This is a genomic window from Pseudomonas sp. QLc11A (assembly GCF_052112305.1).
GTDB lineage: Bacteria > Pseudomonadota > Gammaproteobacteria > Pseudomonadales > Pseudomonadaceae > Aquipseudomonas > Aquipseudomonas laurylsulfatiphila.
Genome location: NZ_JAVAJJ010000016.1, coordinates 18,302 through 32,055, shown reverse-complemented (window position 1 = coordinate 32,055; position 13,754 = coordinate 18,302). Strand labels below are relative to the sequence as shown.

Annotated in this window: 14 protein-coding genes; 2 read left to right on the top strand and 12 right to left on the bottom strand. The window is 61.9% G+C overall.

The features are described from left to right. Positions 1-20: 20 nt before the first annotated feature. Genes Q8X48_RS21555 through Q8X48_RS21545 form a run of 3 tightly spaced genes read right to left on the bottom strand, consistent with a single transcriptional unit; the run spans position 21 to position 3,088 of the window. Positions 21-1,121 (bottom strand): extracellular solute-binding protein, encoded by a 1,101-nt coding sequence (locus Q8X48_RS21555; protein ID WP_407801445.1) that lies wholly within the window; start codon positions 1,119-1,121, stop codon positions 21-23. A 1-nt stretch (position 1,122) separates the two neighbouring features. Beyond that, entirely contained in the window at positions 1,123-2,031 is a 909-nt protein-coding gene (gene aguB / locus Q8X48_RS21550; RefSeq protein WP_407801444.1) for an N-carbamoylputrescine amidase, read from the bottom strand. A 4-nt stretch (positions 2,032-2,035) separates the two neighbouring features. Beyond that, a complete protein-coding gene (locus Q8X48_RS21545; RefSeq protein ID WP_407801443.1) occupies positions 2,036-3,088 on the bottom strand; it encodes an agmatine deiminase family protein in 1,053 nt (350 codons plus the stop codon). A 134-nt stretch (positions 3,089-3,222) separates the two neighbouring features. Here Q8X48_RS21545 and Q8X48_RS21540 point away from each other — a divergent pair, with 134 nt between their 5' ends. Then, positions 3,223-4,080 (top strand): LysR substrate-binding domain-containing protein, encoded by an 858-nt coding sequence (locus Q8X48_RS21540; RefSeq protein ID WP_116581395.1) that lies wholly within the window; start codon positions 3,223-3,225, stop codon positions 4,078-4,080. Here Q8X48_RS21540 and Q8X48_RS21535 read toward each other — a convergent pair whose 3' ends face one another. From Q8X48_RS21535 to Q8X48_RS21520, 4 genes are all read right to left on the bottom strand, one after another. After that, entirely contained in the window at positions 4,081-4,470 is a 390-nt protein-coding gene (locus tag Q8X48_RS21535) for a c-type cytochrome (protein ID WP_102673971.1), read from the bottom strand. Between the two features lie 199 nt (positions 4,471-4,669). Further along, positions 4,670-5,062, bottom strand: a complete 393-nt coding sequence (locus tag Q8X48_RS21530) for a DUF1801 domain-containing protein (protein ID WP_407801442.1) — start codon at positions 5,060-5,062, stop codon at positions 4,670-4,672. 261 nt (positions 5,063-5,323) lie between these two features. After that, positions 5,324-5,662, bottom strand: coding sequence for a hypothetical protein (locus tag Q8X48_RS21525; RefSeq protein ID WP_407801441.1), 339 nt, complete (start codon positions 5,660-5,662; stop codon positions 5,324-5,326). A gap of 67 nt (positions 5,663-5,729) precedes the next feature. After that, positions 5,730-6,392: an ATPase gene (locus Q8X48_RS21520; RefSeq protein ID WP_407801440.1), complete on the bottom strand. Its 663-nt coding sequence runs from the start codon at positions 6,390-6,392 to the stop codon at positions 5,730-5,732. A gap of 230 nt (positions 6,393-6,622) precedes the next feature. Between Q8X48_RS21520 and Q8X48_RS21515 the strand changes: the two genes are divergently transcribed. Then, the gene (locus Q8X48_RS21515) at positions 6,623-6,928 is read left to right on the top strand and encodes an NIPSNAP family protein (RefSeq protein WP_007980671.1); all 306 of its coding nucleotides are present in this window, start codon (positions 6,623-6,625) and stop codon (positions 6,926-6,928) included. A 13-nt stretch (positions 6,929-6,941) separates the two neighbouring features. Here Q8X48_RS21515 and Q8X48_RS21510 read toward each other — a convergent pair whose 3' ends face one another. The 5 genes from Q8X48_RS21510 to speB form a co-directional block, all read right to left on the bottom strand. After that, entirely contained in the window at positions 6,942-7,400 is a 459-nt protein-coding gene (locus tag Q8X48_RS21510; protein ID WP_407801439.1) for a GNAT family N-acetyltransferase, read from the bottom strand. 212 nt (positions 7,401-7,612) lie between these two features. Further along, complete coding sequence (gene betA / locus Q8X48_RS21505) at positions 7,613-9,301, bottom strand: choline dehydrogenase (RefSeq protein WP_217835674.1); 1,689 nt, start codon at positions 9,299-9,301, stop codon at positions 7,613-7,615. A 2-nt stretch (positions 9,302-9,303) separates the two neighbouring features. Then, complete coding sequence (locus Q8X48_RS21500; RefSeq protein ID WP_407801438.1) at positions 9,304-10,878, bottom strand: purine-cytosine permease family protein; 1,575 nt, start codon at positions 10,876-10,878, stop codon at positions 9,304-9,306. Positions 10,879-11,131: 253 nt separating this feature from the next. Then, positions 11,132-12,643, bottom strand: coding sequence for an aldehyde dehydrogenase family protein (locus Q8X48_RS21495; protein WP_407801437.1), 1,512 nt, complete (start codon positions 12,641-12,643; stop codon positions 11,132-11,134). Positions 12,644-12,726: 83 nt separating this feature from the next. Further along, positions 12,727-13,728: an agmatinase gene (gene speB, locus Q8X48_RS21490; RefSeq protein WP_104447745.1), complete on the bottom strand. Its 1,002-nt coding sequence runs from the start codon at positions 13,726-13,728 to the stop codon at positions 12,727-12,729. Positions 13,729-13,754 lie beyond the last annotated feature (26 nt).

The following is a 13,754-nucleotide window of genomic DNA, read 5'->3' as shown; positions in this document are numbered from 1 at the left end:
GCCCGCGGGCCGGCCGGTGATCAATTGACCGTAGCGGTCTTGAACTTGGTCCAGGTGCGCATGCGCGCACGCATGTCGGCCTGGGGAATGTCCTTGCCGGGAATCAACCGCGCGTAGGTGGCTTCATCGAGGTAGATGTCCGGGTTGTTGCGCATCGCGGCATCGACGTCCGGCCGCGCCTTGGCGTTGGAGGTCGGGTAGCCGGTGAAGTTGCTGATGGCCGCCATGTTTTGCGGGCGCATCACGAAGTTGATGAAAGCGTAGGCGTATTCCGGGTGCCGGGCGTCGACGGGAATGGCCATGGTGTCCATCCACACCGTGGTGCCTTCACGGGGAATGCGGTAGTGGAAGGTGGTTTTCTTACCGGCGCTGTCAGCCGTGCGCTGCGCCTGGGTCATGTCGCCGCTGTAGCCGAGGGACATGCACAGGTTGCCATTGACCAGATCGGTCACCGGTTGCGACTGGAATTTGCGCACGTACGGCCGCATCTTCATCAGCAACTCACTGGCCGCCGCCAGATCCGCCGGTTTGCCGCTGCGCGGGTCGCGGCCGAGGTAGTTGAGCACCACCGCCAGCACTTCGTCCGGCGAGTCGATCATCGAGATGCCGCAATCGGCAAACTTCGCCGCCAGCTCCGGCTTGAACAGCATGTCCAGGCTGTTGACCGGTGCGTCCGGCGCACGCCGAGCGACCTGTTCGGCGTTGTAGGTCAGGCCGATGGTGCCCCAGGTGTAGGGAACCGTGGCGTTGCTCGAATGCTCATAGCGCGAGCGCAGCTTCTGCAACCCGGGCTCGACGTCGTTCAAGGCAGTGATTCTGGATTGATCCAGCGGTTGCAGGCTGCCGGCGCGCATCAGGCGTTCGGCCACGGTGTCACCGGGGAAGATCAGGTCGTAACCGCTGCCGCCAGCGAGCATCTTGGCTTCCAGGGTTTCACTGCCGTCCATGACGTCGTAGATCACCTTGATCCCGGTTTCGGCGGTGAACTTGCTCAGGGTGTCCTCGGCAAAATAATCGGCCCAGTTGTACAGCCGCAGGGTTTTCTCCTCGGCGTGCAACGCAGGCATCGCACAGGTCAGCGCCAGCCCCATGGCCAGGCACAGCTTGTTGATCGTATTCATGTCACACCCCTTGGGTTGTCCAGCGTGAGTGGATCTGGCGACCGTCCTGGGTCAGCAAGGCGCCGTACATGTCCGGACGGCGGTCGCGGTAGATGCCCCAGGTCAGGCGGTCTTCGCGCATGGCCGCCAGGTCCAGGGTGTGGACCAGCACGCCGGTGCTGTCGCGGTCGGCTTCGGCGAGCAACTTGCCCTTGTGATTGCAGATGAACGACGAGCCGTAGAAGCTCATTTGCAGGGTCGGGTCGGTGGTCGCCGCTTCCCGGCCGACACGGTTGGCCGCTACCACCGGCAGCAGGTTGGCGGCGGCGTGGCCGCGCATGGTCATCTGCCAGTGATCGCGGGAATCGAGCGTGGCGCAGCCAGGTTCGGAGCCGATGGCGGTCGGGAACAACAGCACTTCGGCGCCCATCAAGGCCAGGCAGCGGGCGGTTTCGGGGAACCACTGGTCCCAGCAGATGCCCAGGCCGATGCGCCCGAACGCGGTGTCCCAGACCCGGAACCCGCTGTCGCCGGGGCTGAAGTATTCCTTCTCCTGATAGCCGATGGCGTTGGGGATGTGGGTCTTTCGATACACGCCCAATAGGCGTCCGTCGGCGTCGGCCACGCTCAACGAATTGAAGTAGGCATTGCCGGCCTTCTCGTACCAGCTCAGCGGCAGCACCACGCCCAACTCTTTGGCCAATGCGGCAAAGCGCTTGAGCACGTGGCTGTCGCGATACTCCTCGGCCAGGGCCAGGTGCTTGTGGTGTTGCTCGATGCAGAAGTACGGCGTGGCGAACAGCTCCTGCAACAGGATGACCTGCGCGCCCTTGGCCGCGGCCTCGCGGACCAATTGCTCAGCCTGGTCGAGGTTGTGTTTCAGGTCCCAGGTGCAGGGCATTTGCGTGGTGGCGATGGTCAACAGTGTCATGGCATCAACCCCGCACCGGCCAGGCCGGCTGTTGCTGGGTGATGCAATGCACACCGCCGCCGCCATGGGCCAGATGGTTGATCCGCACCGGCACCACTTCACGACCGGGGAACGCCTGCGCCAACACTTCGGCAGCGGCCTTGTCGGCATCGATGCCGTAGGCCGGCATGATGATCGCGCCGTTGGCGATGTAGAAATTGGTGTAGGAAGCGCAGAACACTTCGGCCTCGGTGTCCACCGCATCGGTGGCTTCATAGAGTTCGATCAGCTCGAATTGGCGGCCTTGAGCATCGGTGGCCAGTTCAAGGGCACGACGATTCTCCCGGGCGACTTCGGCGTACACCGATTGTTGGTCGTGGGTGGCGTCCACCAGCAACACGCCAGGGCGGGCGAAGGCGCACACGCCATCGACGTGGCCGTCGGTCATGTCACCGGTCACGTAGTCCGGATCGCCCGGCAGCCAGATGGTTTTCTTCACGCCCAACAGGCGGGTGAAGATCTCTTCGATCTCGGCCTTGGTCACGCCCGGGTTGCGGTTAGGGTTGAGCAGCACCGACTCGGTGGTGATCAGCGTGCCCTCGCCGTCCACATGGATGGCGCCACCCTCGTTGCTCAGCGCCGTGCCGAAACACTCCAGGCCCAGATGGTTGAGCGCGCGGCGGGCCAGGCTTTCGTCCAGATCGTGGGCCGATTTGCCGCCCCACGCATTGAAGCGCCAGCTCACACCGGCCAGGCCTTGCTGCGGGTGGCAGACGAAGCTCGGGCCGGAGTCGCGGCACCAGCTGTCGTTGACCGCCAGTTCGATCAACTCGATGTTCGGTCCGCACAAGGCTTTGGCGCTGGCGACCGCTGAAGGATCGACCACCAGTTTCACCGGCTCGAAACGGGCGATGGCGTTGGCCACCCGGGCGAAGTCCTCTTGAACCTGGGGCAGCGTCACCCGCCAGCCCGACTCCCACAGGGTCTTGTTGTGCGGCCAGACCATCCAGGTGGCGGCGTGGGTGACCCATTCGGCCGGCATCGTCCAACCGCTGTTTTGAATACCGTTCTGCTGCATGACAAGTACCTCTGAGTTAAGTCATTGTGTTCAATGAAAACGCCCTTGGCGGTCTTGGCATGCATGCTACGGCTGGCAAAACGGGCAAACAAACGATGGATTTTGCAGGCAACTGATTAGAGGAACTTATCGATATGCTCAAACACTGGCCGCCCCTGAGCACCCTGCGCGGCTTCGAAGCCGCCGCCCGGCTGGGCAGTTTTCACAAGGCCGCCGAAGAGTTGCACCTCACCCAGTCGGCGATCAGCCAGCAGATCCGCAGCCTTGAGGCGTACCTGGAGCAACCGCTGTTCTATCGCAGCGGGCGCAGCGTCAGCCTGACCGATGCCGGTCACGATCTGCTGAGCACCACCCAGGCGTTGTTGCAGCAACTGGCGGTGGGCATTCGCCGGCTGGGGCAATACCAGAAACCCAATCAACTGGTGCTCAACACCACCCCGGCGTTTGCCCGGCACTGGTTGTTGCCACGCCTGGGGGATTTCCGTCGACAGCATCCGCAGGTCGATCTGTGGATCTTCAGCACCGATGAAGTGCCGGACATGGCCAGCCAGACCATCGACCTGGCGGTGCGCGACGACATCAGTTCCCAGGCCGAATGCAGTTTCAAGGTGCTGCACGCCGACCGCCTCTATCCGGCGTGTCACCCGAGCCTGTTGGCCGTGCCGGTGCAACAGCGCACCACCCTGCATGGCGAGCGGGAAATGGACTGGAGCCACTGGGCGGTGGAATCGGGCATTGATGTGGGGCAGATGGATCAGGGGCTGAACTTTTCCGATCCGGGGCTGCTGCTGGACGCCGCCTGCACCGGGCTCGGCATTGCGCTGGTGAGCCAGTTGCTGAGTCGGCAGGCGCGGGCCACCGGGCTGTTGCAGCCGATGGTGGAGCAAACCATCCGCGGCCCGAACTGGGCGCTACTGACCCACCGTGACAGCGAGAACACGGCGATGGCGCGCAGCTTCACTCAATGGCTGGTGGAGAACCTGGGCGAGTGATTACTGCGCCGGAAAAGTTTGCAGATAGGCCAACAGGTCTTCGATTTTTTCCGGATCGCTCAGCCCCCAGAAAATCATGCGCGTGCCGGGCACCACTTTCTTCGGCGCTTCGAGGTAGGCGATCAGGGTTTCGCGATCCCAGACCAGGTTGGCGGACTTCATCGCGTCGGAATACACATAGTCCGTGGTGACGGCGGAGTGGCGACCGATCACGCCATTGAGCTGCGGGCCGAAGAAGGCGCGAGCCGATTCGCCGATCTGATGGCAGCCGCTGCAGAGGCGCTTGTACACTTTCTCCCCGGCCTGGACATCGCCCGCAGCCAGGGTGGGTGTGCCGAACAGGCCAGCGCTGAGCGCCAGGGCGAGGGTCAGGGCGGCGATTTTCTTCATGTTGCGTTTCCAGTCTGCGAATGCTCGCTATTGGAACATGACAGCTGAGGATCTCCAAAACGGTCAGGTGGGCACTGCCCCTGTAGGAGCGAGCCTGCTCGCGATGAATTCGAAGGCGCCGTGGGGTGTCAGGCTCGCCGCGTTATCGTTGACGACCATCGCGAGCAGGCTCGCTCCTACAGGGGATCTGTGTACTGACTTATTTTTTGCTGTGCGAGGTATTGAGTTCAATCGCCGCCTGAACCAACGCCGTCAGCGCCTTTTCATCGATCTGCTCACCCTCGCGGATATCAATCGCACGTCGGGTATTGCCTTCAAGGCTTGCATTGAACAGCTTCGACGGATCGTCCAGCGACGCGCCCTTGGCGAAGGTCAGCTTCACCACTTGCTTGTAAGTCTCGCCGGTGCAGAGGATGCCGGCACGGGACCACACCGGCACGCGCCACTTCCACTCTTCGATCACTTCGGGGTCGGCCTGCCGGATGATCTTGCGCAGGCGGGCCAGGGTCTCGCCGCGCCAGTCGGCCAGCTCGCGGATTCGCTCGTCGATCAGCGCCGAGGCTTCGTTTGATTCAACCTTGTCCGTTTTCATCACTGTCTGCACCCTCATCATGATGGTTGTGACCGATGAGGGTAGACGCTGTTGGCGGGTTTTCACGGTGACGAACCTCGAGCCCGGCGCTGAAGGCCAGGAAGTCGGCAGGGACAGTACGCCAATCCGACAAGCTCCCTCGCCACAATTGTTCATTTGTCATCGAATTGTCATGCACCGTCCGCCATACTCAGCTCATCCAATGCGTGCTTTAACTTTCTGCTGCCTCTCCCGGCGGCTTTTTTTTGCCTGAAATTGCGCTTACAGGCATTCCTGCGCCGCACGCTCGAAACTGGACGGTACGAACGCCGACGCCAGCAGCTTGCGCTCGTACAGGAACACCTTGCCGCCGTTCGAGGCCTTGTAGGTTTCAAGCACGTTGTCCGCCGCCACTTTGCTCGATACGACGATCCGGTAGCTGCGCTGGGTCTGCGACACCGTGGGCGCCAGTGCATCGTGCTGCAACTTCGGCACCACGCAATGGGTGTACGCCTCGGGCGACTTGCTGGTCTGCAAGGTCATGGTCGGATTGTTCGGCGTGGCACAACCGGCCAGCAACAGCGAGGCGAAGGCCAGGGTCGGGGCAAAAAAAGTGCGCATGAATCAGGTCCTGAAAAGCAATCTACGGTGAATGGGCTTGCCCGCCGTTCCGCGGACGTCGGGCTGGTTAATGGGTTGCTGCGGTTAATCCGGCGGATACCAGCACCTTCAACGACGCATCGAATTGCTTCAATGCAGTCAGTTGCAGGTCGCGTTGCTGTTCGATTTGCGCGGCAATCTCGGGCGCGGCCTTGTCATGCACCCACACCGACGGCAGCTGTTTTTCCACCGCGCCTTCGGCCTTGCCGATGTATTGCAGGCTGGCGTCGTAGAACCGCGCGGCGAAACGCGCCTCGACCCGGTCGTTACGCTGGGTCAGCAACTGGTTGTGGGTATCGAGCATCACCACGACATCGGGATGGGCCTGCACCAGGGCATCAAGGTTGTCGTAGACCGTCACCGACAGAAAGCTCTTGTGCAACGAACTCAGCAGCCAATCGATGGCCAGTTGCGGATCGGAGCTGTCGACGAAGGCCTGGCGAATTCGCGCATCCAGTGCGTGCTTCGCGCCGTTGACGGCCACCGAGTGGTATTGCTCAAGGTATTGCAGGTTTTCCACGGTGTTTTCGCTGTAGAGCACCCCGACCGTCTGACCGTATTGCAACCCGCCCTGGCTACCGGTGATGGGCGGCAGGTGACAGGCGCGTTCGTCCTCGGCAAAGGCCGATGCGGTAGACGCAACACTGCCCAGCAACAAGACAATCACAGCCAGTCGGGTCAAGATTTTCATCGCGCAGGTTCCTTGAGCAGCGTGTTCAATGCCGGCAATTTTCCGCCTTTGCGCAAAAAACAGAACTTGCGATGCTTGATGGTGACTATTGACTGAACCAATAGTGCGGCGACGCCAGCACAGGCCTCTGGCGCAAACTTACCGGTCAATGTCGAACAAGCGGCTGTGCCGGGCGCCCACTGTTGATTACAGTGGCGACTGCCCTCAAAACCTGATCAAGGAGCGAAACAATGGTGACCTGCTACCTGAAATACGTGCTCGACCCCTACCAGCTCGACGCCTTCGAGCACTACGGCAAGTTGTGGATCCCCCTGGTGGAGAAGTTCGGCGGCCAGCACCACGGCTATTTTTTACCTTCGGAGGGCGCCAACAACATCGCCCTGGCGCTGTTCACCTTTCCCAGCCTGGCGGCCTACGAGCATTACCGGCAGCAATCGATGAACGATCCTGCGTGCATCGCGGCGTTCAAATACGCCGAAGACCGGAAATTCATCCTCAGCTACGAGCGTTCGTTCATGCGGCCGGTGTTTGCCTGAAAGGCTCGCTGACTCAATCTTTTTTCAGATCCAGGCAGTAGGTGTAGTAACCGGGGTCGCGCACCCAGCCCAGGGATTCATACAGGCGCTGGGCGGTGAAATTGTCGGTGGCGGTTTCCAGGGTCATGCCTTTGCCACCGGCCAGCCTTGCAAAATCCCGGGCGGTGCTCATCAGCAAGGTGCCGACGCCTTTGCCCCGGGCAGCGGGCGTGGTGAACAGATCACCCAGCAGCCAGGTACGATGGGCGTCAATCGAGGAAAAGGTCGGGAACAGCTGGACGAAGCCGAGGTTTTCACCGTCGGTGTCCCGGGCAAGAAAAATCACCGATTCATCCCGGGCGATGCGCTCGGCGATGAAGGCGCGCGACTGCACCAGGTTCGACGGCTGCTCGTAGAACATCCGGTAAGCGTCAAACAGAGGGGCGATCTGGTCGATATGCGATGCGTCGGCGCGCAGGGCCTGAATAGCCATGAGGGTGCTCCATTGCGGTCTCAAGGATTTACAGACTAGCAATGGCCAGGAAACAACGACGCACTTTTTTCCTGAAAGCACCGCCGTCCACTGTGGGAGCGAGCTTGCTCGCGATAGCGGTATTTCATTCAACATTGAAGTCGACTGATACTCCGCTATCGCGAGCAAGCTCGCTCCCACATTGGATCTCCATATTGGATTGCGGATTGCGGTCAGACCCGCACGTTACGCCCTGGCAAGGAGGTCCGCTGGCTGCTCTCCCAGCCCTCGACCAACCCAACCGGTACATCCGCTGACGGCAGCATCTGCACGCCACGCACCAGATCGGACGCCCGCTCGGCCAGCATGATGGTCGGCGCATTGAGGTTGCCGTTCGGCTCGGTCGGGAACACCGACGAATCGATCACCCGCAGACCGGCGATGCCGCGCACGCGCAATTCGGAATCAACCACCGCCATGTCATCCTCGCCCATGCGGCATGAACCGCAAGGATGGTAGGTGCTTTCCAGGTTGTCGCGCACGAAGGCATCGAGGTCTTCGTCGCTGGTCACCTGCGCGCCCGGGGCGATTTCGCCGTCGCGGAAGCGGTCCATGGCTTTCTGGCCGATGATCTCGCGGGTCAGGCGAATGCAGCGGCGGAAGCCTTCGCGGTCCTCTTCCCGCTCCAGATAGTTGAAGCGAATCTCCGGATGCTCGTACGGGTCGGCCGAGCGAACCCGCACGTAACCACGACTTTTCGGTTTGTTGGGACCAGTGAGCACCATGAAGCCATGGCCCTTGATCGGTTTGTTGCCGTCGTAGCGCATCGCTGCCGGCAGAAAGTGGAACTGGATGTCCGGCCAGCGCAGGCCCTTCTCGGAGCGAATGAAGCCACCGGCCTCGAAGTGGTTGGTGGCGCCCAGGCCGTCCTTGAACAGCAGCCAGCGCAGACCGATCATCAGCTTGCTCAGCGGGTCCATCTTGCTGTTGAGGGTCACCGGTTCCTTACAGCCGAACTGGATGTACACCTCGGCGTGATCCTGCAGGTTCTCCCCTACCCCCGGCAAGTCATGGCGCACGCCAATCCCGGCCTTGCGCAGGACGTCCGCAGGGCCGATGCCGGAGCGTTGCAGCAGGTGCGGCGAGCCGATCGGGCCGGACGAGATCAGCACTTCGCGGTTGCAAAGCACCTGGTGGGTCTGGCCGCCGTGGTCATACATGACCCCCACCGCACGCTTGCCTTCGAGGATGACCTGGCGGGTCATCGCATGGGTGATCACCGTCAGGTTCGGACGGCCCATGGCCGGACGCAGATAGGCATTGGCCGTGGAGCAGCGCACGCCATTCTTCACGGTCATGTGCATCGCACCGAAACCTTCCTGCATGTAGCCGTTGCAGTCTTCGGTCTTGATGTAGCCCGCCTCCGCGCCGGCTTCGACCCAGGCGCCGTACAGCGGGTTTTTCATGTGGTTGCCGTTGGTGGTGTGCAGCGGTCCGGTCTGCCCGCGATAGCTGTCGCCGCCCGACTCATAGCTCTCGGCGCGCTTGAAGTACGGCAGGCAGTTGCGATAGCCCCAGCCTTCGGCGCCCAGGGATTCCCACTCGTCGAAATCCAGCGCATGGCCACGGATGTACACCAGGCCGTTGATCGAGGACGAACCGCCCAGCACCTTGCCCCGTGGGCAGTGAATGCGCCGGCCGTTGAGGAAAGTCTCCGGCTCGGTCTCGTAGCGCCAGTTGTACTTCTTGGTGTTCATCGGGATCGAGAAGGCACTGGGCATCTGGATCACTACGCTCTTGTCGCTGCCGCCGAATTCCAGGACCAGCACCGAGGTGGCCGGGTCTTCGCTCAGGCGGTTGGCCAACACACAACCTGCCGAGCCTGCGCCAATGATGATGTAGTCGTATTTTTGCGTGGTCATGCTTATCTCCCGACCGTCGATTCAGTGAATACCGGCAGTGGCTGCTGTTTGTGGGTCAGCGTGTCGCCGGTGGTGTATTGCGGGGAGGTTTTCTCGATCTGCTGGATCACCGCTTCTTCGCGCTTGAGGTCGATCGAGCGGCTCAGCCAGTAGTACGCCAGGCCCGAGACGATCAACCCGACCAGCCAGGCGATGTCGATACTGCCCAGTGCCTTGGCGAACGGGCCGACATACACCTCGCGCTGTTCAACGCCGTCGAAGATGTAGAAGAACGGAATCATCGAGATAAAACCGATGGCGTAGGCGGCGATGCCGCGCAGTCCCCAGCTGCCATAGATGTTGCCGTGGGGCATGAAGAAGTGCGGGATGGCGTAGCGGCCCTTGCGCACGAAGAAGTAATCGGTGAGGTTGACCGAGGTCCAGGGCACCAGGAAGTACAGCATCACCACCAGGTAAATCCCCAGCACCGACAGGCCTTTGCCCGAACTCTGGATGCTCAGGGCCACGCCTAGTTGCAGCAGGATCACGAAGCCGATGGCCAGGATGCGGGCCTTGCGGGTGGGTTCGATGTGCTTGATCGAGTCGACGCAGGTCAGCGTGGTCAGCTTGGCGCTGTAGATGTTCATCGCGATCACCGGCAGGAACGCCAGGATGGTGACGACCACCACCGCCGTACCCATCAGTGGCGACACGGTGTTGCCGACTTGCCCCAGGGCCACCAGCACGTCAGTGGTATGCAGGTGATCGGCCAGCCAGCCACCCACGGAAATCATCCATGCACCGGACAGCGAAGCCCCGAGGAACACCACCGCGATCAGCTTGCCGCTGGAAGTGTTTTTCGGCAGGTAGCGCGAGTAGTCCGACACATAGGGCGCATAGGCGATGTTGTAGCTGGCGGCCGCCGCAAACTGCGCAATGAAACCGGTCCAGTTGAAACCCAGCGGCTCCCGGGCCACTTCGCCTTCCGCGAGTGCCGGCAGCACCGCATCCGGCACCCAGCCCATCAGCACCGCCATGGTCACCAGGCCATACAGCGGCAACGACAGGAACAGTGCCCATTTGAAGCTGCGGTGCATCCAGTCATGGCCGAGAATCGCCAGCACCGCCGCCGGGATGGTCACCGCCACCGCGATCACCGCAGGGCTGAAACCGAACAGCGTGTGCAGCCCCTGCATCATCAGCACCAGGTTGACGATGTTGAAACCGGCGAACACGAACAGCGTCGCCAGCAGCACCAGGATCACCCCGCGATAACCGAACTGCGCACGGGACTGGATCATCTGCGGCAGGCCCAGGTGCGGGCCTTGCGAACCGTGAAACGCCATGAACAGCGTGCCGAACATGATGCCCAGCGTGCCGGCAAGCGTGGTCCAGAGCGCGGTCAGGCCGACGCTCGGGCCGACGAAGCCGATGGTCATGGTGAAGAAGGTGAAGTTGCCGAGGAACCAGAACGGCCCCTGGCTCGACAGTTTGTCGGTGCGCTCGTTCTCGGGGATGAAATCGATCGAATGGCTTTCGACGACGGGTTTGTCATCGAGGCTGGACACGCTCGGGGCTGACTTGGCGTTAGTGTTCATGATGGTCTCTTATTGTTGGAAGATCATGACGAGATAACCGCGTTCTTTCGGGTGAACGACTCCCGGGGCGCGTCCTTGCCGTTCCCGAATTTCAAAGGTGCAATTGCTTTCAACTTTGGCGCAAAACCTGTGGGAGCGAGCTTGCTCGCGATGGGGGCGTGACATGCAACATTGATGTTGGCTGACAGTCCGCTATCGCGAGCAAGCTCGCTCCCACAGGGATTGCATTGTTCCTTGTCTTAACTGATCAGCGTCAGCCTGGCAGCGTGATCCAGACCGCCTTGGTTTCGAGCAGGTAATCGAGCTGCTCGGCGCCCAGGTCCTTGCCGAACCCGGACTGTTTGTAGCCACCGAACGGCATCGACGGGTCGAGGGTGCCGTGGGCGTTGACGTAGACCGAACCGGCCTTGAGGCGCGGGATCAGGCTGTGCACTTTGCCAAGGTCGTTGGAATACAGTGCGGCTGCCAGGCCGTAAGGCGAGTCGTTGGCCAGGGCCAGGGCCTCTTCTTCATCGTCGAAAGGTGCGGTGACCAGCACCGGGCCGAAGATCTCTTCCTGGACAATGCGCATGTCGTTGCGGCAATGGGCGAAGATGGTCGGCTCGACGAAGAAGCCTGGGCCATCGACCGCTTGTCCGCCGTAGACCAGTTTCGCGCCTTCAGCCTTGCCGGTCTCGATGTACTCGGTCACGCGCTGCTTTTGCAGGGCCGAAACCAGTGGGCCGATGAAGCAGTCCGGGTCCAGGCCCGGGGCCATTTTCAGGGTGCGTGTGTAGGCGATCAGCTCACCCAGGAATTGGTCGTAGACACTGCTATGAATATAGGCCCGTGTACCGGCGTCGCATACCTGCCCGGAGTTGAAAAACACGCCGTTGGCGACCGCTTGGGCGGCGGCCGGGATGTCGGCGTCGGCGCAGACGATGACCGGTGATTTGCCACCGAGTTCGAGGGTCAGGCGCTTCATGTCATCCAGCGCTGCGCGGCCGACAGTCTGGCCGACCGGGGTCGAGCCGGTGAAGGTCAGTTTGTCGATGCCGGGGTGGGTGGCCATGGCCGCACCGACCACACTGCCGCGCCCGGTGACGATGTTGATCACGCCGTCGGGGATGCCCGCTTCCTGCACCAGTTCAGCGAAACGCAGGGCCGACAACGAGGTCAGTTCGGCGGGTTTGACTACCACTGTGCAACCGGTTGCCAGCGCCGCGCCGAGCTTCCAGGCCATGGTCTGCAGCGGGAAGTTCCACGGCACGATGGCGCCGACCACGCCGACCGCTTCCTTGCGGGTGTAAGCCAGGTAGTTGCCCGGCAACGAAGGTTCGACGGTACGGCCGTGCAGCTTGGTGGCCCAGCCGGCGAAGTAACGCAGGGTGTCGACGGTGCCCTGGATGTCCACGTCCTTGGCGAAGGCCACGGATTTGCCCATGTCGATGGATTCGATTTCCGCCAGTTCGGCAGCGTTCCGTTCGATCAGGTCGGCCAGGCGCTGCATCATGCGCTCGCGTTCGGCCGGTTTGGCCTGGCGCCAGACGCCGCCGTCGAACTGCGCGCGGGCGGCTTGCACGGCGCGGTCCAGGTCAGCGGTGGTGCCCATGGGAATGCGGGTGATCAGGCCTTCGGTCGAAGGTTCGATGACATCGGAGGTCTGGCCGTCGCTGGCTTCGACCCAGGCGCCGCCGATGAACATTTTCTGGACCTTGCTGAGAAAGGTCTGGGTGGCTTCGCTGACGCCGAATTTCTGCAGGTAACTCTTGACGATCGTGTCCATTTTTATTCTCTCTGCCCGGCAGTCAGGTCCTGCCGGGGCTCTGGTTTTTGAGCTCTGGTTTCTGAGCTTTATGGTTTCGATGATCAGGCTGGAGTCGACTCGCTCTCGGCGGCGGCCCGCACCTTGCCACGTTCGTGGAAGATGAAACCGATGCTGTTGAGCAGCAGTTGCGCGGCGAGGATCGAGGTCATGCCGGTGGGGTCGTACACCGGCGCCACTTCCACCAGGTCCATGCCGACGATGTTGCCCTTGCTGCGTTTGGCCAGGGCCTGGATGATTTCCAGCACTTCGTAGTAGAGGAAGCCGCCGTGGCTCGGGGTGCCGGTGCCGGGGGCGATGGACGGATCGAAACCGTCGATGTCGATGGTGATGTAGTAGTTGATGTTCTGCGGGATCAGCGCCAGCACACCCTCGACGCCGAGGCGGCGCACGTCGCGCACCGAGAGGATTTTCGAGCCGGCTTCATGGGCCGCTTCGTAGTCGTCACGGTTGGACGACGACACGTTGCGGATGCCCATCTGGGTCATGCCGACGATATGGTTCATTTCCGAAGCGCGGCGCAGCGGGTTGCCGTGGCCGTAGCGCACACCGTGGCGCTCGTCGACGAAATCCAGGTGCGCATCGAAGTGGATGATGTGGATCGGGCCGCGGCCCTCGAAGGCCTTGATCACCGGCGCGTGCACCGAGTGATCGCCGCCGAGCACCACCGGCATCACGCCGGCATCGAGGATCTTGCGCACGGCGTATTCGGTGTTCTTGTTGCTGGTGGCCATGTCGGTGTGGACGATGTCGGCATCACCGACGTCGACCATGCGCACATCCGATGCGGTGAGGTACATCACGTCATCTTCGTGATCGTAGGCGCCGGCGTGGCCGAAGGAAAACAGCGTCGATGCTTCACGAATACCGCGGGGTCCGAAGCGTGCGCCGGAGCGCCACTGGGTGCCCATGTCGTTGGGCACGCCCAGCACCGCGACGTCGGCATCCAGTGCATCCCAATCGGTGCACACCGGGGATTTGCCAAAGGTGCAATGACCCACGAATGGCAGGTTCAGGCGACCGGATTCATAACCGTTGTTCGACATTTCTAGCCTCTCCACTTCTTGTTATC

Excerpts from the sequence above, each read along its gene's own strand:
- Q8X48_RS21555 (WP_407801445.1), bottom strand. The coding sequence starts at position 1,121 with ATGAATACGATCAACAAGCTGTGCCTGGCCATGGGGCTGGCGCTGACC.
- aguB (WP_407801444.1), bottom strand. The coding sequence starts at position 2,031 with ATGACACTGTTGACCATCGCCACCACGCAAATGCCCTGCACCTGGGAC.
- Q8X48_RS21545 (WP_407801443.1), bottom strand. The coding sequence starts at position 3,088 with ATGCAGCAGAACGGTATTCAAAACAGCGGTTGGACGATGCCGGCCGAA.
- Q8X48_RS21540 (WP_116581395.1), top strand. The coding sequence starts at position 3,223 with ATGCTCAAACACTGGCCGCCCCTGAGCACCCTGCGCGGCTTCGAAGCC.
- Q8X48_RS21535 (WP_102673971.1), bottom strand. The coding sequence starts at position 4,470 with ATGAAGAAAATCGCCGCCCTGACCCTCGCCCTGGCGCTCAGCGCTGGC.
- Q8X48_RS21530 (WP_407801442.1), bottom strand. The coding sequence starts at position 5,062 with ATGAAAACGGACAAGGTTGAATCAAACGAAGCCTCGGCGCTGATCGAC.
- Q8X48_RS21525 (WP_407801441.1), bottom strand. The coding sequence starts at position 5,662 with ATGCGCACTTTTTTTGCCCCGACCCTGGCCTTCGCCTCGCTGTTGCTG.
- Q8X48_RS21520 (WP_407801440.1), bottom strand. The coding sequence starts at position 6,392 with ATGAAAATCTTGACCCGACTGGCTGTGATTGTCTTGTTGCTGGGCAGT.
- Q8X48_RS21515 (WP_007980671.1), top strand. The coding sequence starts at position 6,623 with ATGGTGACCTGCTACCTGAAATACGTGCTCGACCCCTACCAGCTCGAC.
- Q8X48_RS21510 (WP_407801439.1), bottom strand. The coding sequence starts at position 7,400 with ATGGCTATTCAGGCCCTGCGCGCCGACGCATCGCATATCGACCAGATC.
- betA (WP_217835674.1), bottom strand. The coding sequence starts at position 9,301 with ATGACCACGCAAAAATACGACTACATCATCATTGGCGCAGGCTCGGCA.
- Q8X48_RS21500 (WP_407801438.1), bottom strand. The coding sequence starts at position 10,878 with ATGAACACTAACGCCAAGTCAGCCCCGAGCGTGTCCAGCCTCGATGAC.
- Q8X48_RS21495 (WP_407801437.1), bottom strand. The coding sequence starts at position 12,643 with ATGGACACGATCGTCAAGAGTTACCTGCAGAAATTCGGCGTCAGCGAA.
- speB (WP_104447745.1), bottom strand. The coding sequence starts at position 13,728 with ATGTCGAACAACGGTTATGAATCCGGTCGCCTGAACCTGCCATTCGTG.